This is a genomic window from uncultured Salinibacterium sp., from assembly GCF_963974405.1.
Classification (GTDB): domain Bacteria; phylum Actinomycetota; class Actinomycetes; order Actinomycetales; family Microbacteriaceae; genus Rhodoglobus.
On the sequence record NZ_CAXBBH010000001.1, the window covers coordinates 480001 to 505082 of the forward strand.

The following is a 25082-nucleotide window of genomic DNA, read 5'->3' on the forward strand; positions in this document are numbered from 1 at the left end:
GCTCACCGATTGCACCGCAGGCGCTCATTGCACAGGAGGAAGCATGAAGACAGCACGTTTCGGGATGGGCGCTGTAGCGCTCGTTTCTGTTGTCTCGCTCACTCTCGCCGGCTGCGCGAGCAGCGATGGCGGAGATTCGGGCGACACCAACAAGATCATCACGACCAACGGAAGCGAGCCGCTCGGTCCGCTCATCACCGTCGGCACTACCGAGACCGGTGGCGGCAAGATTCTGACGTCCATCTATGCGGGTCTGGTTTCCTATGCAGCCGATGGCAGCATCCAGAACGACGTCGCTGAGTCGATCGAGTCTGAGGATGGTCAAAACTGGACCGTCACGCTCAAGGACGGCTGGACGTTCACGAACGGTGAAGCAGTTACCGCGAACTCTTTCGTCGATGCATGGACTTATGGTGCGACCTTCAGCAACGCACAGGCATCGTCGTACTTCTTCGACAACATCGAAGGATTCGACTACGAGGCTGATTCCGAGCTCACAGGATTGAACGTTGTGGATGACCTCACGTTTGAGGTGGCCCTCACCGCTCCCGAAGCTGACTGGCCCCTGCGTCTTGGCTACACCGCCTACATGCCGTTGCCGTCGGTTGCTTTCGAGGACCTCGAAGCGTTCGGCGAGAACCCCATCGGGAACGGTCCGTACATGATGGATGGTGAAGACGCGTGGCAACACGACGTGCAGATCGATCTCGTTACGAACCCCGACTACGAGGGTGTGCGCAAACCAGCCAATGCCGGTGTGACGTTCAAGTTCTACACCTCGCAGGATGCCGCTTACGCTGACGTTCTTGGTGGAAACCTTGACGTTCTCGACGCCGTTCCCGACAGTGCTTTTGGGCTCTTCGAGGAAGAATTTGGTGACCGCGCTATCAACCAGCCGGCCGCTATCTTCCAGGCATTCAACATTCCTTACTACCTTGACCACTTCAGCGGTGAAGAAGGAAAGCTGCGTCGTGCGGCAATCTCGATGTCAATCGACCGTGATGAGATCACAAGCGTGATCTTTGAGGGAACTCGCACGCCGGCCACTGACTTCACGTCGCCCGTCGTTGACGGCTACTCGAGCTCGCTCGAGGGCGCTGACGTGCTCGCTTACAACCCTGAAGAAGCTCAGAAGCTGTGGGCAGAGGCCGACGCCATTTCACCGTTCGGTGACGCGACGTTCGACATCGCCTACAACGCCGATGGTGGACACCAAGGGTGGGTTGACGCTGTAGCAAACAGCATCAAGAACACGCTCGGAATTGAAGCGATCGGCAAGTCGTACCCCGACTTCAAGTCGTCGCTTGAAGACCGCGTTGCAGGCACGCTGACCGGTGCAACTCGCGCCGGATGGCAGGCAGACTACCCCTCGCTCTACAACTTCTTGGCTCCCCTCTACCAGACCGGTGCGGGATCCAACTATGAGGGTTACACGAGCCCTGAGTTCGATGCTCTCCTCAAGGAAGGCGCGCAAGCGCAGTCCGTTGATGAGGCAACCGCTCTCTACCAGCAGGCTCAGGAAGTCCTCCTCGAGGACCTCCCCAGCATTCCGCTCTGGTACTCGAACGCCACCGGTGTCTACGCAGACACCGTGAGCAACGTCGAGTTCGGTTGGGATTCAGTACCGCTGTACTACCAGATCACCGCCAACTAGCCAGACTGGCGTGAACTAACACCAGGGATACGATGCCCGGGTCGACTTCGGTCGGCCCGGGCATTCCTGTGTGCGCACTGTTGGCAATTCAGCCCAGTAGAGGCGAGCCAGCCGCGGTGGCGCCCAGCTAGCTTGGCTCGAAGGTTGGGTAGTCCGTGTAGCCTTCGGGCCCGCCGCCGTAGAAGGTCGAGGCATCGGGGCTGTTCAGGGGCAGGTTCTCTCGCCAACGGTAGGCCAGGTCGGGGTTTGCGATAGCCGGACGGCCCACGACAACGCCCTCGGCGTGACCGTCGCGAACCAGGCTGAGGGCCTCATCACGAGTCGTCATCTGCGCGAAGCCACTGTTGAGCAGCACCGGTCCGCCGAAGCGGGCCCGCAACTCTTGTACGAAAGTGCCGGTGGGTTCGGCGTGCAGCACGCTGAGGTAAGCAAGGCCGAGCGGGGCGAGGGCGTCGACCAAAGTGCCGTAGGTCGCAAGTGCGTCGGCGCTATCCGTTTCTAACGCGTCTTGGATGTTGTGTTGCGGAGAAATGCGCAGTCCCACGCGGCCGGCACCGAGTGCATCCGCTACCGCGGTCACGACCTCGATTACGAAGCGAGCGCGATTCTCGGGGGAGCCGCCGTACCGGTCGTCGCGCTGGTTGGAGGCGGGGGAGAGGAATTCGTGCAGCAGGTATCCGTTTGCCGAGTGAAGCTCCACGCCGTCGAACCCTGCGTCGATAGCGTTGCGTGAGGCTGTCACAAACTCGTCGACAACGCCGGCGAGTTCACCCTCGGTGAGCGCGTGCGGCACCGGGTAGGGCTGCTTGCCATCGTAGGTTCGGGTCTGACCATTGATCGCGATCGCGCTTGGACCGACAACGGTGCGCCCACCGTTGGTGCTCTCGTGGCTCACCCGTCCGGCGTGCATCACCTGTGCGACGATCTGGCCGCCTGCTGCGTGAACTCCGGCCGTAACCTGCTTCCACCCCTCGAGTTGCTCGGGCGTGACGAGGCCGGGCTGGCCGGGAAAGCCTTGCCCCGCGTGGCTCGGATAGGTGCCCTCGGACACAATCAGGCCGAGCGAGGCGCGCTGCGCGTAGTGCTCGACGACCATCGGGCCGGGAACGCCCGCTTTTCCTGATCGGGTGCGCGTGAGCGGGGCCATGACCAAGCGGTTGGTCAGGCGCAGCTCGCCGAGGGTCGTGGGGGAAAACAAATTCACAGCGGATCTCTTTCTGTTGCTCGTATCAGATCCAACATCGGCTGGCACGAACTATTCCTCCCTGAGAAAGTGCCCGGTTCGCCGGTTATAACGCGCACGAGGGTTGTGTAGGTGGCCGGTTTGGATGCGTTCTCTAAGGCACGCGCCTCCAGTCGGTAGGCATCCTGCGATAGCCGTCTCGCGGGAGTTCGCGGAGGGTGCCAAGGATGGCGAGGGCGGAAGCGGTGGCGATAATGATTGCAATGAACATGGCATAAACACTATGATCATGTAAAACCTGCCAACAGTGGCAGGCGTGTCGCCTTTCGAATGAATACTGCCAACTCGGGGTGTGGCCTATTCGGCGAAGAGTAGAGGACCTCATGGAACGCGTAGCGGTCATCGTGCAAGACGGATTCACGCCATTCGAGTTCGGGCTAGCCTGCGAAGCCTTCGGTCTCGATCGCACCGACGACGGCATCCAATCGTTCGACTTTCGAGTGCTGACTCCCGAGCCCGGTGCTATCCGCAGCAGCATCGGCTACACGATGAACGTCGAAGACGACCTCTCCTTCGCTGATGACGCCGACGTGATCGTGCTCACTCCCGTTCCGCGTGCTACGTGGGGCACGGTGGATGCGCGAATCTCCGCAGCGCTCGAACGGGCGGTCGCGCGCGGAGCCTGGGTGCTCGCCATCTGTAGCGGTTCGTTCACCTTGGCGGCATCCGGACTGCTCGATGGCCGTCGTGCCACAACGCATTGGATGTACGCGCAGGCCTTTGCTGACATGTACCCGAAGATCGACGTCGACCCCGACGTGCTTTATGTGCAGGATGACCGCATCATCACGAGTGCGGGAACGGCAGCGGGGATTGACGCGTGCTTGCACCTGTTGCGGCAAGAGCTCGGGGCTGAGATTACCAATCGCATAGCGCGCCGCATGGTGATCGCTCCGCAGCGCGATGGGGGCCAGGCGCAGTTCATCAGCAAGCCATTACCCGTTGTGTCAACCGAATCGTTCGCTGCCGTGACCGAATGGATGCTGCAAAACCTGCGTGATGAGCTTCCGGTCGAGGAACTCGCGCGCCGGGCACAAATGTCCCCGCGCACCTTCGCGCGACGCTTCAAGACGGATCTCGGCACCACCCCCGCGGCTTGGCTGGGGCGGCAACGGTTGCTTCACGCCCAACGGCTTCTCGAGGAGACGTCACTCGGGCTTGAGCAGGTGGCGTGGGAGAGCGGTTTTGGTTCCGCCGCCGTGCTGCGGCAGAACTTCGCACGCAAACTCGGCGTCACACCCACGGCGTATCGCAGCCGATTCAGCTGTGCGGAGAACGTGGCGGTCAGTGCCTAGCAGTGAGAACGCCGTAGCGCGATGCTAGCCGCCCGCTTAGGATGCCCCGGGCTCCGCCATAGCCAACAAGCGGTCCCGCACTGACTCGAGCTCTGACGCCGTCAGGAACGGGCTGTCGATGGAGGTAGCTAGCCCCTCGGCAGCTAGCCGGAGCACGAGCGATGTTGCGATGTCGATTCCGTCAGAGGCGAAGGCCGCTCGCCAAGCTTCGGCATCGTCGTTCAAAATATTCTGAATCGACTGTTCGCTCCCGGACACCAGCATGAGGAAGGTGGGGGAGAAGAATTGCCTCATGAAGACACTTTCGGAGGCAAGCGTTCGAATGTAGCCGCGAAGTAGTTTTCCTGCTCGATTCTCCGAGATGTCTACGTTCGAGTGGACTTCATCCCAGAACCGTTGCGTCGCATCGGAGACGATGGCGTCAACGAGCGCATCGCGACTAGCAAAGTGATGAGTGAGAGCCCCTTTCGAGACGCCCGCTCTCGTTGCGACGTCGGCAAGGCTGACAGACGTTCCGCGCTCGGAAATGAGCTGAATCCCAGCCTCAATGAGTGCATTGCGCGTGCGTTCCTTGTCTCTCGTTGCACTTTTACCGCTGTCCAGCACGGATCTCCTCGCTCTCGGTGGTGTTTTTTGTGTCCGTTGGCGCAGCCAAGGGGATGAGCCGCCACGCAACAAAGGCCGCGACGACCAGCAACGCTGCGGCGATGAACGTGGTCATCTGCATGCCGTGAGTAAACGCCTCCTGCGCGATTGATAATAGTTCCAGATTCTTGCCTGCAAAGCTGGCGGATGCACTCGCCAGCGATTCCGTGAGCGATTCGGCGTCTGCGGATGAGGTGCTTGCCGGAATCTGAAGGTGTGCCCGGTAGACGGCGGTCTGAATCGAGCCGAGCACCGCAATACCCAGCGCGACCCCGAGTTCGTAGGCGGTTTCGGCGATTGACGAGGCTGCCCCGGCGCGCGCGGGCGGCGCGGCGGAGACCACGGCATCGGTCGAGAGTGTCATCGCGATTCCGATTCCTAACCCGACGACCCCCAGCGAGATTCCCATCCACAAAAAGCTGGGTAGGCCTTCGGTCAGCGCAAGGCCGGTCAATCCCGCCGCTCCGAGTAGCAGCCCGGTGGCAATGGCTCTGCCGAGTCCCAGCTTCGACAGCAGCGTTCCCACGATCGCGATCACGGCAATCGAAGCGAGCATCGCGGGCATCTCCGCCAATCCGGCCCAGAACGGTGAATAGCCTTTCACCAGTTGTAGGTACTGGGAGAGAAAGAAGAGCACCCCGAAGAACGCGAAGATTGCTAATCCATTCGCCGCGACAGCGCCGCTAAAGGCGGGGATGCGGAAAAGGCTGATATCGACGAGGGGCTCCGGCAATCGTTGTTGGCGGCGGACGAAAATCCACCCGGAAACTGCACTGATGAGGATGCCGGCCAGCACTGACCAGTCCACGCCTTGGCTTATAGCGTGCTTGATGGCGTAAACGACGGGCACAATCGCGAGCACGGACAGTGCGGCAGAAAGGAGGTCGATTCGCGCCGATTGCGAGTTCTTTGATTCGGGCAGAAGCACAAGGCCGAAGATCACAATGAGCGTAATGACCGGAACATTGATGAGGAAGACCGATCCCCACCAGAAGTGTTCGAGCAGGATGCCGCCCACGAGTGGTCCCAGTGCTCCGCCTGCGGTAGCGCCGGCCGCCCATATTGCTACTGCCTTTGTGCGTTGAGTTGGGTTGAGGAAGAGGTTGCGAATGATGGACAGCGTGGAGGGCATGATTGTCGCACCCGCAACGCCGAGGAGCGCTCGAGCGAGAATGAGCATCTCGGCTGAGGGTGCGAACGCTGCCAAGAGGGAGGCGGCCCCGAACGCCACGCTGCCGATGAGAAGCAGTCGCTTGCGTCCGATTCGGTCAGCAAGATTGCCCATGGTCACGAGCAGGCCCGCGAGAACGAATGAGTAGATGTCCCCGATCCACAGTATTTCCGTGGCGGTTGGTGCCAGGTTTGCGGTGAGGGCAGGCACGGCGAGGTAGAGAACAGTCCCGTCAATTGCGAGCAGCATGACGGCCAAGATCAGCACGGAAAGGGCAAGCCATTCTTTGCGGCAGGCAACGGGGAAGGCTGGTTGAGCTGTATTCACTAGCCCAGCATAACAAACCTATCGTTTTGTTATGAACAACGAATGGTTTGTTAGGCCCGATCGTGAAGCGTGATCTGGTAGCCGTCGAGGTCGGCGAAAGTGAAGGTGCGACCGAATGGGCCGTCCGTCGGCGCTGAGATGATGGTGACTCCGTTGGCGGTGAGCGTGTCGTGGATGTCTTGGGCATCTGGTGCATGGAGCCAGATGCCTACGCCCAGTCCTGGCTGCGTGACCGAGTCGAGGTCGACGCCGGGGGCGGCGGAGCGGACGGCGAAGGCGGCGGGCTTCGTGTCGAACACGATCGCATGGGGCGGGCCGGGCTGGCGGGTCAAGCCCAAGTACTTTTGGTAGAACGCGCCCGCGGCGTCGAGGTCGCGAACCTGCAGCGAAATGAATCCTGGTCCGGATGAGTGAGGCATTGTTGCTCCTTGGGGGTGCATGTCAGTTAGTTGACATCCTGCACTCTATGTCAGAATATTGACATGACGCAACAACCGTCGGGAATTGATCTAGAAACATCCGTGGGGTATCTCGTGAAAGAGACATCTAGTGCGCTGCGGTCGTCGATGGAGGCGGTGCTTCGACCGCTGGGGATGAGCATCACCCACTACTCGTGTCTCGAGCTCTTGGCGCAACGGCCCGGCCTCTCCAACTCGGAGCTCGCGCGCGGCACTTTTGTTACTCGTCAAGCCATGAACGTGTTGCTCCTGTCTCTCGAGCGTGACGGCCTCATCGTTAGACCGGAGCAACCAGCAGCCGGGCGCGTTCTGCCAGCGGAGCTCACCGCCGCTGGCCGGCGACAATTGGCGACCGCTAGCGCTTCGATTAAAGCTGTTGAAGACAGGATGAAGTCCGCCTTGAGCATTGACGAGCAGGCGCATTTGCGCGATCTTCTGACGCGGTGCGTGACCTCATTGCGTGGTTCTGGTGAGTGACTCGGTCTACCGACGCGTGCTCGGCGTCGAACTCGACACGCTGGCTCCCGAGCTTCGCCCGTACTTCGACGGCGGGCAACGAATCGGTGTCGGCAGCGGAGTATTCGAGGTGGCGGGTTCGCCACTGCGCATTCTGAAGCCGGTGTTGGCCTTCATGGCATGGCAGCGCATCCTCTTCCCAGAGTATGCCCGCGACGTGCCGTTTGATGTCGTGAATACTCCCACCTCGGATGGCCGCCTCAGCGCAGTGCGCACCTTCCATTTCGCGGGGCGCGATCGTCCTCTGCAGGATGAAATGCGCGTCGTCGATGGTCGACTGCACGACTTTTTGGGCAGACGTGGTGGCTTCGAAGTGCGTCTGGCGCTCACGGTTGCTGACGGCCGTATGCGGCTGCGCTCCGACCGTCAGTGGCTAAACGTGGCGGGCCTGCGCATCCGCATTCCCGCCCTCGCTACAGTCACGGTTGACGAGTCGTGGTCGGATGGAGCGCAGCATGTGGATGTTCGGCTCCGCACCCCGTTGCTGGGCGACTGGTTTCGCTATGCCGGGCACTTCACTTACAGCTACCAGCCTCGCTAAATCCACCCCTGTTGCCAGGCTTTGTCGGCGGCATCGTGACGGGATTGCGCGTCGAGTTTTGTCATTGCTGACGATAAGTAATTGCGCACGGTGCCTGGCGCGAGATGCAGGGCATCGGCGATTTCTTGCACGCTCATCGTGGAGCGGCTAAAACGCAGCGCGTCGAGTTCCCGGTCGGTGAGCGGGCAGCGTTCGGCAGTGAGAGCCGTCGCGGCAATCTCGGCGTCGATGTAGCGCTTGCCGGCCGCGACATCCCGAATCACTGCGGCGAGATCTTCTGCGGGTGTCGACTTCGGAACAAAGCCTGAGACCCGCGCAGCGAGAGCCCGGCGCAGCACGCCGGGGCGGGCATGCCGCGTCACGATGACCACTTTCGTCGCGACGGTCGAGAGGATGCGCGTGGCGGCTTCGATTCCGTCGGCCTGCGGCATCTCTAGGTCGAGCAGGCATACATCCGGTTGCAGCTCGAGCGCTTGCGCCGCCGCCGCAACACCGTTGTCGACACTCGCAACAACGTCGATGTCGGGTTCGAGGTTGAGGAGCGCGCTGAGGGCTCCTCGAATGAGATGTTCATCGTCGGCGATAAGAAGGCGGATGACGCGGGGCTCCGTAGCGGCGTCGGTCACGGCAGTGTCGCTCATGCTGTCACGCTCGCGCGGGCCGGAATTCGCACCCTCAACTCGAAGCGGCCAGCGCCCGTATCGCTGTCGGTCGCGAGCTCCCCATCGAGGGCGGAGACGCGCACGCGCAGCCCGGCGAGCCCACTGCTGGGGGTGTCGCCGAGGGGAGAAGCCGCGCCAACCCCGTCGTTAATAATCGTGAGGGTGCTCGCCACGGCATCGGTGTCGAGGCGGATCGAGACATGAGTCGCGGTGCTATGCCGCAAAATATTGGTGGTTGCTTCGCGCACGGCGAGCCCGAGTGCGCGGCGGGCATCTGCGTCGGCGGGCATGGCGCCCACCACCAGCTCGCACTGTGCGCCGGCGGCCGACAGCACTTCGCGAGCATTCTCTAGCTCATTGTCGAGCTCGACTTCGCGATATCCGGCCACAAGCGAACGGGTCTCTTCGAGCGCCTGCTTGGCGATGAGTCGAGTTTCGTGAATGTGTTCGCGTGCTGCCTCGGGGTCAATGGCGAGCATCCGTTCGGCCAACTCCGATTTGAGGGCGATGACTTGCAAGTGGTGGCCTTGGATGTCGTGCAGGTCGGAGGCGAATCGCAGCCTTTCCTCGGCGACAGCAAGTTCGGCTGCACTAGAACGGTGGCGGTCGAGGGTCACGACGATGTCCCACCACCACAGACCCGAAAGCACCATAATGGGCAGCAGCAGGCCATAGAAGACCGCCAGCCACACGTTGCTAATCGCACTAGGGCTGACCGGGTTGCCAAAGACGGTTGCCGAAAGAATCGGGTGGGCTACAGAGATGAGCAGCCCCGTGATCAGCACGCTCCACAACCAGCGGCGAGGCAGCAGCGGAGCAATCACGCAGACGGCCATCCACAGCGGAAGCACGGCGAGAAAGCCCACGTCGGGCCTGAACAGTCCCAGCACCCACACCGCCGCAGCGGGGACGAGGAGCGCGATCAGCCACCAGGTGTTCGGGATGCCTTCCCCGCGGCCTGTGCGCAGGAACCAGCATCCGCGGATCTGAGCCGTCGCTGAAACGAGAGTTAACGCAATGAGGAGAGCATCGAGAGGGGAACGGGACTGCGCGAAGTTCGCCAGAATGCTGAGGATCACAATTGCATCGAGCACGATGTAGAAGAACACGATCGAGCCGAGAGTGTAGTTCCAGGTGGTGCGCACACCTCGGGCCTGTTCGCGACCGGGCAGTTTCTCGGTCGGCGTGACCGGCGTGGCCTGTGCCTCGGTATCGGAGGTGGCGGTGCCGGGCCTCACGACAACCCCGGTACTGGGGCCTGGGCGGGCAGGGCTGATGCGAACATGCTCCCAGCGTAGAGCAGTGACATTTGTCATGGTCAGTGATGCGAAAGTGCAGCGGATGCCGTGACACGGTGCCACTGCCCAGCGCCGGAGCTAGCGGCAAAGATTGAATCATCGCCGAGCACGAACGCCGGCAATCACTCGGATGCACTCCCTCATCCGGCGTCTTAACGGAAAGGCACACCATGTACGACACCCTCAGCAATTTCACGTCAAGCCTCCCGGAGCTTCTCCAGTGGGTTGGGGTCATGCTGATTGCAGCGATCCCATTTGTGGAGTCGTACGGTGGCTCAGTGCTCGGCATCATTGCGGGCGTCAATCCGGTTGTCGCGATTGTTGCTGCGATTGTCGGAAACTTTGTCTCGATGCTGATCGTGGTGCTCACCGCCCACGGAGTTCGTTCAAAAGTGTCGAGCAATCGGGAACCGAAACCCGAGACTGCACGTCGCGAGAAACTGCGGGCACGCTTCGACCGCTATGGAGTGGCCGGGGTAAGCCTGCTCGGTCAAACCCTTCTGCCGAGCCAGATCACTTCCGGCGCAATGGTGTCCTTCGGTGCGTCGAAGAACGCCGTCATCGTGTGGCAGACAATTTCGATCATCATCTGGGGTGTCGTGTTCGGTGTGCTCGCGACGCTCGGCATCACTGTTCTGCGCTAGCCGGATGCTCGCGGCTGACGCTCATCGGAGGCTACGGGCGATCTCAGGCTAGCGACCGTCCATCAGCCCGCCCAGCATCCCACCAGTCGAGCACGCGGGTTCCGATGAGTGTCAGCCAGCGCGATGGTTGACCTTCGGGCACGTCGATCGTGAACCAGTTGCGGCCCTTCAGCGGGGTTGTCTGAAGCCAGGTGCCATCCTGCTGGCGGGCATCGCGCATGACTGCGATCGCGTCTGCAAGGCGGGCGTCGGGTTCCGCGCAGTCGAACTGCGCGGCATCCCAAAAGTAGTCGAGTGCCGCAAGCGCGCTGTAGCGGTGGCGGTTTGGGTAAACGAAGTGTGTCACGAAGCTACCGACCTGCTCTCCAGTGGTCGCGCGATAGAGAAGTTTGCGCGTCAGTAGATATTCTTCGCCGCGATGCCGAGACTCAGTCACGCTAGCGTCCCCGGTTATCCGCTCGTAGGAGAGCATGCCGCGCAAAGCATTGAGGGTCGAGTGAAAGGATGATCGAGTCGAGTTGCCTTCTTCGGCTTCGCAATTCCAACCACCGTCCGCGAGTTGGTGGGCAGGAAACCACGCCGCAAGTGCGGAAACGTCAGCGCCGAGCCACGCACCGTTCGCGAGAGTGAACGAGTTTATGCAGACATCAACTTCGCCTCCCCAATAGGGAAGGTCGTCATACTCCCAGCGACTATTTGCCTCAAGCTTCGCAACCGTATCGCCAAGCTCAGACGCGGCAACTCCCCACTCCCTGAGGTCTTTAAGCGACCAGGTCGTGGCAACCCATGGTTGCCCTGGCTTTTCAGCCTCAGGACTATCGAAATATTGCGCAGGAAAGTATGCGCCACCAGCCCACTGCCCATCAGGATCTTGCTTCGCGAGCAACTCTGCACCGAAACCTTCGATAGCAACACGAGCCCGCGTCGCCTTCCAGATGGCGGGCTCCGCATGGATTAGATCCCGTTCAACCTGCCAACGAAGTGCAGGATCGGAATCGAGCAGCCACTCCATAACGTTCGACTGGTCCGTCATTGCAGCACTATAGCTCCGACATTCGAGGTGTGGAAGAGCGACTTGCTACGCGGTAAGCCGCTCAATCAGCTCGCGATACCGGGCAGCAGTCTGCTCCACGATGTCGGCAGGAAGCTCGGGCGGAACGCCCTGCTTGTCCCAGTGGGCGGAGAGCCAGTTGCGCACGATCTGCTTGTCGAAGCTCACGAGACGGCCAGGGCCACCGGCGGCGTAAAGTTCGGCATCCCAGTAACGGCTCGAATCGCTCGTCAAAACTTCGTCGGCGAGAACGAGAGCACCCGTCTCCGGGTCGGCACCGAATTCGAACTTGGTGTCAGCGAGAATCACCCCACGCGTCTCTGCGATTGCGGACGCCCGCGCAAAAATGTCGAGCGAAGCATCCCGAAGCGCAGCCGCCACTTCAGCGCCCACAAGCTCAACGGTGCGCTCAAAGCTGATGTTCTCGTCGTGCTCACCCATCGGCGCTTTCCACGCCGGAGTGTAGATGGGTTCGGGCAGGCGGTCGCCATCGCTCAAACCAGCAGGCAGCGCAATGCCGCACACGCTTTGCGATTCCTGATACTCCAACCAGCCGCTGCCCGACAGGTAACCACGAACGACACACTCCACGGGATACATTTCGAGCCGCTTCACGACCATCGACCGGTCAGCAAGCTCCGCAGGCGCCTCGACTGTGGTGTCGGCCAAATGGTTCGCCACGTCAGGCAACTGTGCGAACCACCACTTGCTCAACTGTGTCAGCAAAGCACCCTTGCTCGGGATGCCCGGCTCAAGCACATGGTCGAATGCACTCACCCGATCACTGGCAACCATGAGCACAAGCTGTTGCTCGTCGGGGCGCACATACAAGTCACGGACTTTGCCGGAATACGTCAGCGTCCAGGCGCTCGCCTCGGCATCGCTCGCCGCAGCATCCGCACCAGTATCGTTCACGGCGTCACTCACTTCGCGACGCGCAAAGCAATATCGCTGCGGAAGTGCGAACCCTCAAGGTGGATGTGTCCGAGAGCTTCGTAGGCACGTTCGCGGGCGACCGCGAAACTTTCACCGGTCGCGACAATGCTCAGCACGCGTCCGCCTGTGGCCACAAACTCGTCACCCTTTTTGGCGGTGGCTGCGTGGGCGATAGTGATTCCCTCAACGGCGAGTGCGGCATCCAACCCCGTAATGGGGCGCCCGATCTTGGGGTTCTCGGGGTAGCCCTCGCTCGCAAGCACAACAGTGACGGCGACATCGTCGCTAAACACCGGCGCAGCATGGTCGGCGAGGCCGCCAGTTGCTGCCGCGTAGAGCAGCGAACTCAGGGGCGTCACCAAACGAGGGAGAACGACCTGAGTCTCAGGGTCACCGAAGCGTGCGTTGAACTCGATAACGCGGATGCCGTCCTTCGTGACGATGAGCCCGCAATAGAGCAACCCGATGAAGGGTGTTTGCTCCTCGGCGAGCTGACGAACCGTCGGCAGCGCAATGGTTTCGATGACTTCGTCAACGAAACCAGCGGGGAGCCAGTTGAGCGGCGAGTACGCGCCCATGCCGCCCGTGTTGGGTCCGTCGTCGCCGTCGTAGGCACGCTTGTAGTCCTGAGCGGGAGACAGCGGAACAACGCTGTGGCCATCGCTCAACAGAAAGAGCGACACCTCTTCGCCCGCCAGGTACTCCTCCACAAGAACGCTGCCGTAGGTGAGCCAGTGCTTAGCGTGATCAACGGCCGCATTGCGGTCGCCCGTCACGAGAACACCCTTACCGGCGGCAAGACCATCAGCCTTCACCACATAAGGGGCACCGAACTCGTCGAGGGCATCAGTGGCTTCGTCAATCGAGCCCGCGCGGTGGGCGCGACCGGTGGGAACATTAGCGGCATCCATGATGCGCTTCGCAAAAGTCTTGCTGCCCTCAAGGGCAGCGGCAGCCTTGCCGGGACCGAACACGGCAATGCCGCGACGACGCAGGGCATCGGCGACGCCCTCAACCAGAGGGGCCTCTGGTCCGACGATGACCAGCTCGATGTCGTTGTCGAGGGCATACTCGGTGACAACATCACCACGAGTGGGGTCGAGCGCCACCGTCTCGACGACCGCTGCAATGCCGGCATTGCCGGGCGCAGCCGTGATGTCGTGCGTCTCCTCCTCGCTCAGAAGAGACGTCACAATGGCGTGCTCGCGGGCACCGGATCCAAGAACAAGAATTCGCACAAGCACAGCCTAACCAAGCCCACAGCCTCAATTGCTAGCGTTAAGGTATGGCACAGGTGAAGATTGCCCCCATAGCGGGCGAAGCAAGCATCCGAATGGTGCGAGACGGTCGAGCCGATCGCGATGCGACCGCCACCGCCGTGCGCTACCTCCTGCAAGTTCTCGCCAAAGAAGCCGAAGGCAACTCGGTCGAAGTGCGCGTGCCTCCACACGGCGCCGTTCAAGCGATCGAGGGCCCCAACCACACGCGCGGCACCCCACCCAACGTGGTCGAAATGGATGCTGAAACCTGGATTGCCCTCGCCACGGGAACACGGGAGTGGGCCGAAGCCCTCGACTCCGGCGATATCAGTGCCTCAGGGTCGCGCGCCGACCTCAGCGAGTACTTGCCCGTGGTGTGGGAGAGAATAGTTCCGTGAGTACTACGCCAGAACACGAGCCCGCGGCATCCGCCCCGCAGCAGCCTGCGATGAAGACCACGGTCGAATCACTGGGTGTGAGCATTCGCCGCGCACCCAAGTACGGCGCGTTCATGATCGTCGGTGGTGGGCTCGGTGCCGTAGCCACGTTCATTCTCACGATGGCGTTCCCCGTTGATCCCTCGGTCGGATTCGGTACCCTCTTTGGCTACTTCAGTCTCTTTGGTATTCCTGCCGGTGTCGCAGTCGGTGCTCTCGTCGCGCTCATCGCCGACCGCTCCTCGCGCCGTCGCGCTAAGTCGGGAACGGCCGAGCACGAAATCTCGGAGCCAGAAGCGTACGAGGGCACGCTCGAATAGCGAGCGCTAGCTCAGCTGCGTCTGCTCGAGCCAATCGAGGTAATCGGGCGTGATGTTGCCCGAAACGTATTCGCCCGTGAAGCAGCTCATTTCGAGCGCGGACACGTTTGAACCTTCGGTGATCGCGGCCTGCATGTCTTCGACCTCTTGGTAGATGAGGGCGTCGGCGCCGAGTTCCATGGCGATTTCGGGAATCTTGCGGCCGTGGCCGATAAGTTCTGCACGGGTCGGCATGTTGATGCCGTAGACGTGGGGGAAGCGCACGGGCGGTGCTGCTGAGGTGAAGGTGACCTTGTTGGCGCCAGCTTCGCGAGCCATTTGCACGATCTCTTTTGAAGTGGTGCCGCGCACGATCGAGTCATCCACAATCAGGATGTTCTTGCCTTTGAACTCGCTCGACATCGCATTGAGCTTCTGCTTGACACTCTTCTTGCGTTCGGCCTGGCCGGGCATGATGAACGTGCGGCCAACGTAGCGGTTCTTGTAGAAGCCTTCGCGGTATTCAACACCGAGCTTCTGGGCGACCTGCATGGCGGCGGGGCGCGACGAGTCCGGGATCGGCATAACAACGTCGATGTCGCCCATGGGGGTGTACTTGGCGATGGTGTCGGCGAGCTTGTTGCCCAAACGAAGGCGTGCTTCGTAAACGGAAATGCCGTTCATGATCGAGTCGGGGCGCGCAAGGTAAACGTATTCGAACGAGCACGGAATCAGCACCGGTGCTTTGGCGCACTGCTTAGAGAACATTTCGCCGTCGGGCGTGATGAAAATTGCTTCGCCGGGAGCGACATCTCGCACCAGTTCGTAACCGGCACTCTCCAGCACGAGAGATTCGGATGCCACGATCCACTCGGTGCCGACGAGACCTGTCTGGCGGCGACCCAGCACCAACGGACGGATGCCGTAGGGGTCACGGAACGCGAGCAGGCCGTGCCCGGCGATCAACGCGATCGCGGCGTAGGAGCCCTCAACGCGCTCGTGCACGCGCTCGATAGCGGTGAAAACCTGCTCGGGGTCAAGGTCGAGACCCGAAACCTGCTCTTGAAGTTCGTTGGCCAACACGTTGACGAGAAGTTCGGTGTCGCTCGTGGTGTTGAGGTGGCGACGATCGATGCGGAACAGTTCATCGGTCAGTTGCTGCGTGTTTGTCAGGTTGCCATTGTGAACGAGGATGATGCCGTACGGCGCGTTCACATAGAACGGCTGAGCTTCTTGCTCATTGAACGCGTTGCCTTTGGTCGCGTAACGAACATGGCCGAGACCGGAGGTTCCGACGAGGTTGCGCATATCGCGAGTGCGGTAAGCCTCACGCACTTGACCGTTAGCTTTCTGCAAGTGCAGAGTGTTGCCATCCGCGGTGGCAATACCTGTGGAATCTTGACCGCGGTGCTGCAGTAGTAGCAGTGCGTCGTATACCTGTTGGTTGACGGGCTGAGAAGAGACGATACCGACAATGCCGCACATGCTTTCGCGTGGCTCCCTGAGGTCGAAGAGCAAGTACCCGGGGTGAGTACGGTCTAGTTTCTCATACCCCAGCTGATCTGCGGCGACCGGGTTACATCAGACCGGTACGCTAGAGCCGTGACCGAGAACTCTTCCTCCAGTTATGCCGCAGCCGGTGTTGACACCGCAGCTGGTGACCGTGCCGTAGAACTCATGAAAGCGGCCGTCAGCGCCACTCATGGGCCCAACGTGGTCGGAGGGTTCGGCGGATTCGCAGGCCTCTATGACGCCTCGTTCCTCAAGGACTACACGCACCCCCTGATGGCGACGTCGACGGATGGCGTAGGCACGAAGGTTGCGATCGCTCAGGCGCTCGACAAGCACGACACCATCGGCCAAGACCTCGTCGGCATGGTCGTCGACGACATCGTCGTGGTGGGCGCTAAACCCCTCTTTATGACCGACTACATTGCGTGCGGCAAAGTCGTTCCTTCGCGTATCGCTGACATCGTTGCCGGTATTGCTCGTGGATGCTCGGCAACCGGCACTGCGCTGGTGGGCGGCGAAACGGCAGAACACCCCGGTCTTCTCGGCCCAGACGACTACGACGTTGCCGGTGCAGCAACGGGCGTGGTTGAAGCAGGATCCCAACTCGGCCCGCACCTCGTGGCTGATGGCGACGTTGTGATCGCGATGGAATCCTCGGGCATCCACTCGAATGGTTTCTCGCTTGTTCGCCACATTTTGGCCAACAACAAGGTCGGCTATAGCGACCACCTCAACGAACTCGGCGGAGTTGTCGGCGAAGTGCTCCTCGAGCCGACCCGCCTCTACACAATGCCGCTGCTCAACCTGCTCGATGCGCAGCCTGGCGCAGTGCACTCCCTCAGCCATGTCACCGGTGGTGGCATCGCCGCCAACCTCGCGCGCGTGCTGCCCGTCGGGTCGTGGGTTGAAGTCGAACGCTCCACGTGGTCGCCGCCCACCGTATTCCGGGTGCTCTCCGACCTGGCCGGTTCCAGCCTCGAAAGTGCCGAAGGAACCTGGAACCTCGGAATCGGCATGATCGCGATCGTGGCTGCAGACGCCGCCGACGCAACCATCGCCTCCCTGACCGCCGACGGCATCCCTTCGTGGGAAGTCGGTCGCGTCTCGATGGCCGCCCATGACCTCTCTGGTTTCGAACAGGGCGCCAAGGGCGTCAACGGTGGCGCTGTGCGGCTGAGCGGTTCGTTCGCCAACTAGTCGCTGGTTATAGCTGCTGCGGCAGGTGCCAATCCTGCTGCGGATGTCGTGAGCAGTGCGCGTATGGTGCGCACTGCTGGCGCTTCCGTCATTGTCGCTCGCCAAATGAGAGTGATCGGGCGCGTCGGCACGGGGTCTCTGAGAGGGACTGCCACAACGCTGGCCGGAAGTTGCCCACGCCCGAGGCGGGGCACGAGAGCAACGGCTGCCCCCACTTCGACGAGCGCTACTTGAGAAGCAAACTCGAGACACCGAAAGTCGATGCGTGGTGGGTGTGGGTCGCCGCGGAACATGTGACAAAACCACTCGTAGCAAATCGTTCCGTCAGGCGTGCAGGCCCACGTACGGTCGCGCACGTCCTCTGGAGTGACAAAAGCACTGCGCGCGAGCGGGTCGTCTTCGTGAACCAACACGTCGGCGACATCCCGAAAGAGTTCTTCGCTGCACAGGCTCGGCGGCATGGCCATGCCCACGCCCTCCCAGTGGTGCACTAGCGCGATGTCGAGGGCGCCGGCGGCGACGGCCGCAACCGCATCCCAGGGTTCGAACTCGGTGATCGTGACGCGAAGCTCGGGAAAGTCACTTGTGACCTGCGCGAGAAGCTGGGGGATTATCCCGCGTACCGCAGTGGAGAAGGCGCCCAATTTAAGGGTGCCTGCTGGGCGGGTGCCGGCGTCGTGCAGTCCTGAGCGGAGCTCTTCAATGCGTTTGCGCAACATAGCCCCCTCATCGACAACGCGGCGGCCAGCAGCGGTGAGCACAACGCCTCGGCCCTCTCGATCAAGCAGCTGCGCGCCGAGGTCACGTTCGAGCCGCTTGATCTGTTGCGATACCGCGGATGGCGTGAAGCCGAGATCGTTTGCGGCGGCGTGAACCGTACCTGTTCGTGAAATTGCGATGAGAGCGTCGATGGCGGCCAAATCGATCATGCACCAATTATGTAGCTAGTCCACCGGATAGTGTGCAAAACCGTGCGCTGGTGCTTCCTCATTTGAGCCGTAAGACTACTCAGCATGCCCCTTCGTTCGATACTCGCTGCCGTGCTCGTTGCCGTTATCTGGGGACTCAACTTCGTCGTGATCGATGTGGGACTTGAGGGGATGCCGCCGACGCTGTTTGTCGCGTTGCGCTTTGCCGCGGTGATTGTTCCTGCAATCTTCTTTGTTCCTCGGCCTAAGTCGCGGTTTCGCGACGTAGTACTCATCGGGCTGTTCATGAGTCTCGGGCAGTTCGGACTGCTCTACACGGCGCTCGCGATGGGGATGCCCGCGGGTCTTGCCTCGCTCGTGCTTCAAGCGCAAGTGGTGCTCACCGTGGTATTCGCGGCTCTCGCTCTGCGTGAAACTCCGACCCGCAGCCAGCTGCTCGGAGTCGTCGTTGGTGCGGCCGGACTCGTGGTGGTGGGCAGCGGTCGCGGGGCGGAAACGCCCGTCCTCGCCTTCTTCGTGACGCTGGCCGCTGCCGCATCGTGGGCCATCGGCAATGTCATCGCACGCCGGGTCGGCCGCATCGGCACAACATCCTCGCCCTTGGCCGGGCTCTCGCTCACGGTCTGGTCGGCGTTGGTTGTGCCCCTTCCGATGCTTGCGCTCGCCGTGGTGATCAACGGGGCGGATGCTGTCGGCTTCGCCCTCACTCACCTCACTGTTCCGCAGCTACTGTCGACCGCCTACACCGCGTGGCTCGCCAGCCTGGTCGGGTACGGCATCTGGAACACACTGCTTGCGCGTCATGCGGCCTCGGCCGTAGTGCCGTTCACGATGCTCGTGCCCGTGGTCGGAATGACCACCGCGTGGCTCGCACTGGGTGAAATCCCGACCGTGCTCGAAGCGGTTGGCGGACTGATGTTGCTCCTCGGCGTCGCCATAACCACGGGACTAGTGGGCCGAAGCCTCCGGCGACAGCGGCTTGCGTTGTCGTAGCGCGAAAATTTCGACAGCACCCGGCTGCTCTGAGCCAGAATCGTCGTTCCGTGCGCTTGAATGGGCGCTATGGCAACTGACAAACCCGAACCACTCCTGACGCGCGACGGTTCACCCGCCGCAGCACTCTGGAGTCTCAACTCGCGCTGGCGTCACATCAACCACGGGTCGTACGGCGCAGTCCCCGTCTTCGCGCAATTGCGTCGCCTCACTTATCTGCAAGAAGCCGAGAGCGCCCCGCAACGCTGGTTCGGCGCCGCGCCTGCTCGTGTTGCGCAGGCCCGCGCCGACCTCGCCGACTTCATCGGGGTGGATGCTGATCACTTTGGGTTCGTTCCGAACGCTAGTGCCGGCATGACGGCATCCATCCGTTCCCTGCAATTGAAACCGGGCGACGAACTAGTTATCACCGACCACACGTACGGGGCGGTCGCTTTCTCCGCCAAGCGCGAAGCCCGCCAGCGCGGCGCTACAGTGCGCACTGTTCCTATCGATCTGGATGCTTCGCCAAAACAGATTGTGAACGCGCTCGGCAAGGCGCTCGCCAAAAAACCTGCCGGCCTCATCGTCGACGCCTCCAGTTCGTCAACGGCGCGAGAGTTCCCGCTTGCTGAATTGGCAGCACTCGCTGCACAGCACGAAGTGCCCCTTCTCGTGGATGCTGCTCACGCGCCCGGCATTCAGCACCGACCTGCAGAGGGCGTGGCGGCATCCGCCTGGGTCGGAAACCTCCACAAGTTCGCCTGCGGTTTTCGCGGAACAGCGGTGCTCGTTGCCGAGAAGACCTTCGCGAAAGAGCTGTATCCGCTCATCGACTCGTGGGGAATGGATGAGCCGTTTCCCGCACGCTTCGACCAGCAGGGCACCATTGACTACACCCCCTGGCTCGCCACGGTGGATGTCATCACCGGTCTCGAAGATCGCATCGGATGGGATGCTATCCGCGCCTACATCGACACCCTGCTGAACTACTCAACCGACATCGTCGCCGATGCGCTCGATGCGGCCTCAGGCGAAGAATCGCGAGTGGATGTCGGAGCACCGGCTCCGGGAATGCGTCTGTTGCGTTTGCCCGGCACTCTCGGCGCTACCGGCCCCGAAGCTCAAGCCCTACGCCAGCGCATTACCGACACACTCGGTTTCGAGACTCAGATCACCAACTGGCGCGACACCGGCTACCTGCGTCTCGCCGCGCACGCCTACAACACGGCCGACGACTACGAGCGCTTCGCGGAAGACGTCGTGCCGACGCTCGTGAACTGGAGCCGCGAGGGCTAGCCCGTACAGTGCGCGAGAGTCCCGCGTCGTGGAGTGCACGTCGTAGCTACAACCCGGAAGCTGCGCTCGCCGCACGAACACGGTCTGCATCGACCTCGATACCCAAGCCGGGCGCGTCCAGCGCTGTCAGCCGACCCACACTTGAGTGCGATTCGGGCGCCCCGACAATGTCATAAAGTTCGTTGCGTCGAGGAGCCAACTCAAACTCATCGCATGCCTCGCTCGCGAGGGAAAGCGCGAGAGACGCCGCATACACGAGCGGTCCAGCAAACGCGTGGGCATTCGCTTTCACGCCGGCTCGGGCGCACAGCGCTGCGGCAGCGCGAAAACCGCTGACTCCCTCGACTCGCCCCGGGTCCAAACCCACGACATCCACCGTGCCCGTGCTGACGATCTCGCTCACGCCCGTCGCGTTCCACTCGCGCTCCCCGTAGGCGATAAGCACACCGCGAGCATTGTCGTGCAAGTGCCGGTAACCGTCAGGATCGCGGGCTCCGAGCGGCTCTTCGAGCCACGACAGCCCTAGCGGTGCCAAAGAGTCGATGCGGTCTTGAGCTTGCTCAACACTCCAGCCCACCCGCGGACCAACATCGATCATGATCTGGGTGTGCTCGCCTACCGCAGCGCGAAGGGCCGTCATGAAGGCAATATCTCGCTCCAGTTCAACCCCCAACCGAGACGCCCCAGCCTTGCCGAAAGCAATCTTGATCCCAGAGGCCCCGCGACGAAGAACCCACTCAGCCATCTCCGAGGTCATCTCGTCCAAGTCGGAGACCGAGGCATGGCACGTAATGATCGGCTCAAGGCTTGCGCTGGCGGATGCGCCAAGCAATTGAGCCAGATTGCGTCCTCCACGATGGCCGACTAGATCCCAGAGCGCCATATCGATAGCCGACACCGCGAAACTCGCAATTCCAGCACCGCCATGCCACCAGGCGTGTGCCGCCATCGTCGCATTCGCTGAATCAGGGGAAGCCGAAGTCCCCACGAGAGCATCGGCGAAGCCGCGAACGAGAACGGCGGTCGCGCTCGCAGCCTCACGCACGATGGTGGCTGCCTCGCCCCAACCCACATGACCCGCGTCATCCACCACTCGTACCAAGCAGCTGTAGCGTGTGCTGTCGTGATCGTTGGATTCGCGGTAGGGCATCGGAAACGCCTCGACCTGCACAATGACTGGATGATTCATCGAGCAACGCTCCCGCCGTGAGCTGCACTGCGATATACGAGCTCAAGCGCCTCGGCTGTCAGAGCACCCAGAGATCCCGGCGCCGGGTTATCGCCACGCCCGAGTGCACTCTCGATGAGAGCGTGCGCGGGCCCAGACGCCTGGTACGCTCCATCGCCCTCGGAAAGACTCAGGCGGTGTTCGCCACTGTCTGGTCGATAAATCCAGGCCTCTTCGCGAAGAACATCGACCATTGCTTGCCCTTCGCTGCCCACCGCCCGAACCTGAAGATCATGCTTGTCTTTCCACGCTCCGGCATGCGCGGAGGCGCCTGAAAGCACGCCAATAGCGCCGCTTTCAAAGGTGAGGACTGCGGCGTCATGCAACTCCACCGCTGTCGTCGCTGCGCCAAACATCTGAGCGGATGCTGCAACAACACGGTCAGGAAATAGGGAGAGTGTGAGGCCCAAAGCGTGACTCAATTGCGCTTGACCATATCCGCCACCGGAGATGAGCGGATCAGTCCAGGTGGCAGTCTGCGGGGCAGAATCTTCAGCAGAATCTGGGTACGCTCCAGTGCCGCTCAAGAGTTCCCGTGTCGAGGATGACATGTGCACAGTCACGTGTTCAAGACGGCCGACCCCGACGCGATTAATCAACGCTCGAGCATCTCGGATCATCCTCATGTAGTTCCACCCGAAGGCGATCAAGAGTTCACGCTCGTTCTCTCGCGCAATCGCAACCAAATCCCAGGCCTCGGATGCCGCAATAGTCATTGGCTTCTCGCATAACACGTGAGCGCCCGCTCGCAACGCGGCGGACGCGTGCTCGTGGTGAAGCGACGAGGGCGAAGCGACGATCACCGCGTCCACTCCGGGGCTGAGTACGTCACGATAGTCGGTCGAGGCACAGGCGAAACCGAACTTGTCGCGGATGCGTGCGGCGGCATCCGCATTCGACCGGCAGACGCCGACCAGCTCAACATCGTCACGCGAGGCGAGAGCTGGCAAGTGGGCGGCCACCGCCCAGGACCCCGCGCCGATCACTGAAACTCGGATCTTCTTCATTGAATACCTCCGGATGTTGCTGGTGTTAGCCGGTCACGCGGTAGCGGCGGAGTGCTGATGCAAGAACGCTGAATCCTTCAACGAGTTGGCCCTCGTAGCCGCTTGGTGTGCCATCTTTCATTCTCCAGTCGATTCCGGAGCCGAGCCCGCCGAATGACGTGTCATCGGCAATTGTGGTGGCAAGTTCTTCGAGAACCTGCGCTGCTGTGTCATTAAGGCCGACTCGATCGAGTGCTTCGACGATCACTCGAGTGCCGTGGTGAGAGTATCCGCCTTGCTGGTAACTGCCCATGGGAAGTCCGAAGACGACACCACCGATGTCGTACTCGGGAATACGCCAGATGTTGAGTGGGATGCCGTTGCGGAAGTCCGTGAGCCCGATCGAATCCCAGGCAGCGACGAGCGATTCCATAACGCCACGCGCAGCCTCGACAGGCAAGAGTTCTGTCATGCAGGCCATTCCATTCAGCTGGGAAAACCCGTAGTCGTGCAGAGCGCCATCCTTCGAGCGCCATCCCGCTATGAGTCCCGTGTCGGAGTTGTAGAAAGTGTCGAAGTAGTTGCTCTTGAGCAGTGCTCGGCTCGCGAGAAGGCGGGCGGCGAGCTCACTTTCTCCGTGAGCCTCGAGCACGGGAATCCACAGCGACCATGTTTCGAACACCACCGCGTTGGCCCAGGCGTCTTTCCAGCCGAAAGACAGTACGTCAGCCCAACAGGTGCTCCACTGATGGTCGCCACTGTTGCCGACGCGCAACTCTGATTCAACGAGGCCGTCTCCGTCGACATCGCGAGCGAGCATGCTTTCAATTTCTCGCAGGAGGGTTGCACGGTTTCGCGCGAACCATTCTCCTGATGACTCCCACGCAGCGAACCGTGCTGCAGCGCCGAGCGTATTTGCGCTCATATGCACGTACTCGTCATCGAGACGATAGTCACCGTGAGACGTCGTTCCGCTGCCATAGCTGGGAGCGCCGTCGAGCCAGCGCTGCAATGATCGGCCCACCCACTCCATCGCCGGGAGATTCGGAACCTCATCCAGCTGCTCAGCGATAGCAGAAACATCGGCTAGCGATGTGGTGCAGTGCATCGAAGCACCGTTGTTGGAATAGGTCGCTGTGTCGCCACGGAATGGCAGAGCGGTGAGCGTGTGCCGTTCGAGCATCCGGCGAATTGCTGCTGGAGTGTCATCGCTAAGCGTTGCGAGAGTGGGGGTTTCGACGGCGAGCTCGATGTCTGCCGCATGGTGTCCCGCCGGCAAAATATAGTCTCCGAACCCTGTCGCAATCTCGCCAACTTTAAGCTCAAGGGTGTTGGTGTCGAGGGGGCGCACGGAGTCGCTGCGCCAGAGTGCATTCTCGCTGCCGCTGATACTGAGGGTTCCGTGGCGAGGAAAGTGCCAGGCGAGGGGGCCGTCGAGCAGGCCGGTCTCACCGCGGTACGTGAGCTGGCCGAGCGCACACGATGGCGTGACGCGATTGTTCGTGGCGACGTGCCACGCCGAACTGGTCCACGCGCGGCGTTCTACATCGCTCGTACGCTCGACGTGCATCCGGATGCGGTCAGCTTCGACCGTAAATTCCAGAACGTAGCTTTGGGATGCCGCCTCGCTCGTGAACTCGTAGCGCACTGTCGAGCCCCGAACCGTTGTTGTCCCGACGTAGTCGGTGTGCAGGAATCCGAGAGGCATGAGCCCGGTAGTTGCTGTAAACCGTGGGCCCTGGGCAAGATACTCGGCGTTTTGATCGCGCAACACGGGATAGACCCCCGAGGGATAAACGCCGCTGCGAACGATATCCATCGATCGCGGCATTTGCAGCAGATTGAAATGAGTATTTCCCGCTCCGTCAGCATCTAGCGCTAAGTAGGACCATGCGGGGGAAGTAAGTCGAAAACCGACCTGAAGGTGGGGTGTGTTGAATCGCACTTCAGTCTGAGTTGCGCGAGCGCTGACTTCGGGAGACTGGTGGCTGAGATCGAGGGCCGATACCGAGAGGCTGCCTTCGTTATCTGGTTCCCAGTCGTTGTTTGTTTCTCCCTCAAGTAGGAGGCCAGTGGATGCCAAATTCCATCCTGGCCACCATTCGTCGGTGGCTGCCCGTCGAACTTGGGCTACGAGTGAACTTGCTTCAAGCCCACCGAGGTTGATGCTTGCGCCTTGCGTGAGAACTTCCTCGGCGGTGGATCTCAAGTGGCCTACCTCGCGCCAACCGTTTTCGCCGTTCTCTGTGAAGACCACGACGTCGAGCGCAGCGTCAATTTCTTGCCCGCTTGCGCACTTATGGTATCCGGGTGCTTGGGCGACCGAGAGTCTGTTGAAGACCGCTGGTTTGTTCGTAAAGATGGCCCGCTGGTGAATGATTCGCTGGTCTGGCGCGCTTTCTTCTCTGTCCGTCGGAGTGCTCCACAACGAGCGCGTGTGAAGCCTCATAGGGGCGGCCTTTTCCATCTCCCACGACGGTGTGGCGAGTGGATGTGAGAAGAGGTTCATCAAAACCGGTAACC

General features: G+C 61.5%; 24 protein-coding genes. 10 read left to right on the forward strand and 14 right to left on the reverse strand.

Annotated features, from left to right (window positions below):
- Window positions 1-43: 43 nt before the first annotated feature.
- Window positions 44-1654 (forward strand): ABC transporter substrate-binding protein, encoded by a 1611-nt coding sequence (locus AACZ26_RS02340; protein WP_339618788.1) that lies wholly within the window; start codon window positions 44-46, stop codon window positions 1652-1654.
- Between the two features lie 127 nt (window positions 1655-1781).
- Here the strand turns inward: AACZ26_RS02340 and AACZ26_RS02345 are convergent, their stop codons facing one another.
- Entirely contained in the window at window positions 1782-2858 is a 1077-nt protein-coding gene (locus AACZ26_RS02345; protein ID WP_339618789.1) for an alkene reductase, read from the reverse strand.
- Window positions 2859-3220: 362 nt separating this feature from the next.
- Between AACZ26_RS02345 and AACZ26_RS02350 the strand changes: the two genes are divergently transcribed.
- Window positions 3221-4192, forward strand: a complete 972-nt coding sequence (locus AACZ26_RS02350) for a helix-turn-helix domain-containing protein (protein WP_339618791.1) — start codon at window positions 3221-3223, stop codon at window positions 4190-4192.
- A 36-nt stretch (window positions 4193-4228) separates the two neighbouring features.
- On the opposite strand, the gene AACZ26_RS02355 is transcribed toward AACZ26_RS02350, so the two are convergent.
- From AACZ26_RS02355 to AACZ26_RS02365, 3 genes are read right to left on the reverse strand one after another with little or no spacing between them, the layout of a single operon-like run.
- Complete coding sequence (locus tag AACZ26_RS02355) at window positions 4229-4798, reverse strand: TetR/AcrR family transcriptional regulator (RefSeq protein ID WP_339618793.1); 570 nt, start codon at window positions 4796-4798, stop codon at window positions 4229-4231.
- Window positions 4782-6335 (reverse strand): MFS transporter, encoded by a 1554-nt coding sequence (locus AACZ26_RS02360; protein ID WP_339618795.1) that lies wholly within the window; start codon window positions 6333-6335, stop codon window positions 4782-4784. The genes AACZ26_RS02355 and AACZ26_RS02360 overlap by 17 nt, the downstream gene beginning before the upstream one ends.
- 50 nt (window positions 6336-6385) lie before the next feature.
- Entirely contained in the window at window positions 6386-6754 is a 369-nt protein-coding gene (locus tag AACZ26_RS02365) for a VOC family protein (protein WP_339618796.1), read from the reverse strand.
- Window positions 6755-6817: 63 nt separating this feature from the next.
- On the opposite strand from AACZ26_RS02365, the gene AACZ26_RS02370 reads away from it, so the two are divergent.
- The gene (locus AACZ26_RS02370; protein ID WP_339618797.1) at window positions 6818-7270 is read left to right on the forward strand and encodes a MarR family transcriptional regulator; all 453 of its coding nucleotides are present in this window, start codon (window positions 6818-6820) and stop codon (window positions 7268-7270) included.
- Window positions 7254-7850, forward strand: coding sequence for a DUF4166 domain-containing protein (locus tag AACZ26_RS02375; protein WP_339618798.1), 597 nt, complete (start codon window positions 7254-7256; stop codon window positions 7848-7850). The genes AACZ26_RS02370 and AACZ26_RS02375 overlap by 17 nt, the downstream gene beginning before the upstream one ends.
- Here the strand turns inward: AACZ26_RS02375 and AACZ26_RS02380 are convergent.
- Both AACZ26_RS02380 and AACZ26_RS02385 read right to left on the reverse strand, forming a co-directional pair.
- Window positions 7847-8491 carry a response regulator transcription factor gene (locus AACZ26_RS02380; protein ID WP_339618799.1) on the reverse strand — a complete coding sequence of 215 codons (645 nt, stop codon included), beginning with the start codon at window positions 8489-8491 and terminating at the stop codon, window positions 7847-7849. The genes AACZ26_RS02375 and AACZ26_RS02380 overlap by 4 nt on opposite strands.
- Complete coding sequence (locus AACZ26_RS02385) at window positions 8488-9828, reverse strand: histidine kinase (RefSeq protein ID WP_339618800.1); 1341 nt, start codon at window positions 9826-9828, stop codon at window positions 8488-8490. The genes AACZ26_RS02380 and AACZ26_RS02385 overlap by 4 nt, the downstream gene beginning before the upstream one ends.
- Window positions 9829-9980: 152 nt before the next feature.
- Between AACZ26_RS02385 and AACZ26_RS02390 the strand changes: the two genes are divergently transcribed.
- Window positions 9981-10454, forward strand: coding sequence for a hypothetical protein (locus tag AACZ26_RS02390; protein WP_339618801.1), 474 nt, complete (start codon window positions 9981-9983; stop codon window positions 10452-10454).
- Between the two features lie 43 nt (window positions 10455-10497).
- On the opposite strand, the gene AACZ26_RS02395 is transcribed toward AACZ26_RS02390, so the two are convergent.
- From AACZ26_RS02395 to purD, 3 genes are all read right to left on the reverse strand, one after another.
- Complete coding sequence (locus AACZ26_RS02395) at window positions 10498-11487, reverse strand: squalene cyclase (RefSeq protein WP_339618803.1); 990 nt, start codon at window positions 11485-11487, stop codon at window positions 10498-10500.
- Between the two features lie 45 nt (window positions 11488-11532).
- Entirely contained in the window at window positions 11533-12363 is an 831-nt protein-coding gene (locus tag AACZ26_RS02400; RefSeq protein WP_339620616.1) for a phosphoribosylaminoimidazolesuccinocarboxamide synthase, read from the reverse strand.
- A 65-nt stretch (window positions 12364-12428) separates the two neighbouring features.
- Complete coding sequence (purD, locus tag AACZ26_RS02405) at window positions 12429-13679, reverse strand: phosphoribosylamine--glycine ligase (RefSeq protein WP_339618804.1); 1251 nt, start codon at window positions 13677-13679, stop codon at window positions 12429-12431.
- Window positions 13680-13726: 47 nt separating this feature from the next.
- Between purD and AACZ26_RS02410 the strand changes: the two genes are divergently transcribed.
- Together AACZ26_RS02410 and AACZ26_RS02415 are read left to right on the forward strand one after the other, a co-directional pair.
- Window positions 13727-14098, forward strand: coding sequence for a sterol carrier family protein (locus tag AACZ26_RS02410; protein ID WP_339618806.1), 372 nt, complete (start codon window positions 13727-13729; stop codon window positions 14096-14098).
- Window positions 14095-14457, forward strand: coding sequence for a hypothetical protein (locus AACZ26_RS02415; protein WP_339618808.1), 363 nt, complete (start codon window positions 14095-14097; stop codon window positions 14455-14457). The genes AACZ26_RS02410 and AACZ26_RS02415 overlap by 4 nt, the downstream gene beginning before the upstream one ends.
- Before the next feature lie 6 nt (window positions 14458-14463).
- On the opposite strand, the gene purF is transcribed toward AACZ26_RS02415, so the two are convergent.
- Window positions 14464-15921 carry an amidophosphoribosyltransferase gene (gene purF, locus AACZ26_RS02420; protein WP_339618809.1) on the reverse strand — a complete coding sequence of 486 codons (1458 nt, stop codon included), beginning with the start codon at window positions 15919-15921 and terminating at the stop codon, window positions 14464-14466.
- A 117-nt stretch (window positions 15922-16038) separates the two neighbouring features.
- On the opposite strand from purF, the gene purM reads away from it, so the two are divergent.
- Window positions 16039-17145, forward strand: coding sequence for a phosphoribosylformylglycinamidine cyclo-ligase (purM, locus tag AACZ26_RS02425; RefSeq protein WP_339618811.1), 1107 nt, complete (start codon window positions 16039-16041; stop codon window positions 17143-17145).
- On the opposite strand, the gene AACZ26_RS02430 is transcribed toward purM, so the two are convergent.
- The gene (locus AACZ26_RS02430) at window positions 17142-18074 is read right to left on the reverse strand and encodes a LysR family transcriptional regulator (RefSeq protein WP_339618812.1); all 933 of its coding nucleotides are present in this window, start codon (window positions 18072-18074) and stop codon (window positions 17142-17144) included. The two genes, purM and AACZ26_RS02430, sit on opposite strands and share 4 nt — an antisense overlap.
- An 84-nt stretch (window positions 18075-18158) precedes the next feature.
- Between AACZ26_RS02430 and AACZ26_RS02435 the strand changes: the two genes are divergently transcribed.
- Together AACZ26_RS02435 and AACZ26_RS02440 are read left to right on the forward strand one after the other, a co-directional pair.
- Window positions 18159-19067, forward strand: coding sequence for an EamA family transporter (locus AACZ26_RS02435; RefSeq protein ID WP_339618813.1), 909 nt, complete (start codon window positions 18159-18161; stop codon window positions 19065-19067).
- 69 nt (window positions 19068-19136) lie between these two features.
- Window positions 19137-20345, forward strand: a complete 1209-nt coding sequence (locus tag AACZ26_RS02440; RefSeq protein WP_339618814.1) for an aminotransferase class V-fold PLP-dependent enzyme — start codon at window positions 19137-19139, stop codon at window positions 20343-20345.
- 46 nt (window positions 20346-20391) lie between these two features.
- Here the strand turns inward: AACZ26_RS02440 and AACZ26_RS02445 are convergent, their stop codons facing one another.
- From AACZ26_RS02445 to AACZ26_RS02455, 3 genes are read right to left on the reverse strand one after another with little or no spacing between them, the layout of a single operon-like run.
- Window positions 20392-21534, reverse strand: a complete 1143-nt coding sequence (locus AACZ26_RS02445; RefSeq protein ID WP_339618815.1) for an enolase C-terminal domain-like protein — start codon at window positions 21532-21534, stop codon at window positions 20392-20394.
- On the reverse strand, window positions 21531-22580 hold the full coding sequence (locus AACZ26_RS02450; protein WP_339618818.1) for a Gfo/Idh/MocA family oxidoreductase: 1050 nt from the start codon (window positions 22578-22580) through the stop codon (window positions 21531-21533). Before AACZ26_RS02450 ends, AACZ26_RS02445 begins: the two co-directional genes overlap by 4 nt.
- A gap of 25 nt (window positions 22581-22605) precedes the next feature.
- Window positions 22606-25008: a hypothetical protein gene (locus AACZ26_RS02455; protein ID WP_339618821.1), complete on the reverse strand. Its 2403-nt coding sequence runs from the start codon at window positions 25006-25008 to the stop codon at window positions 22606-22608.
- Window positions 25009-25082: the final 74 nt, after the last annotated feature.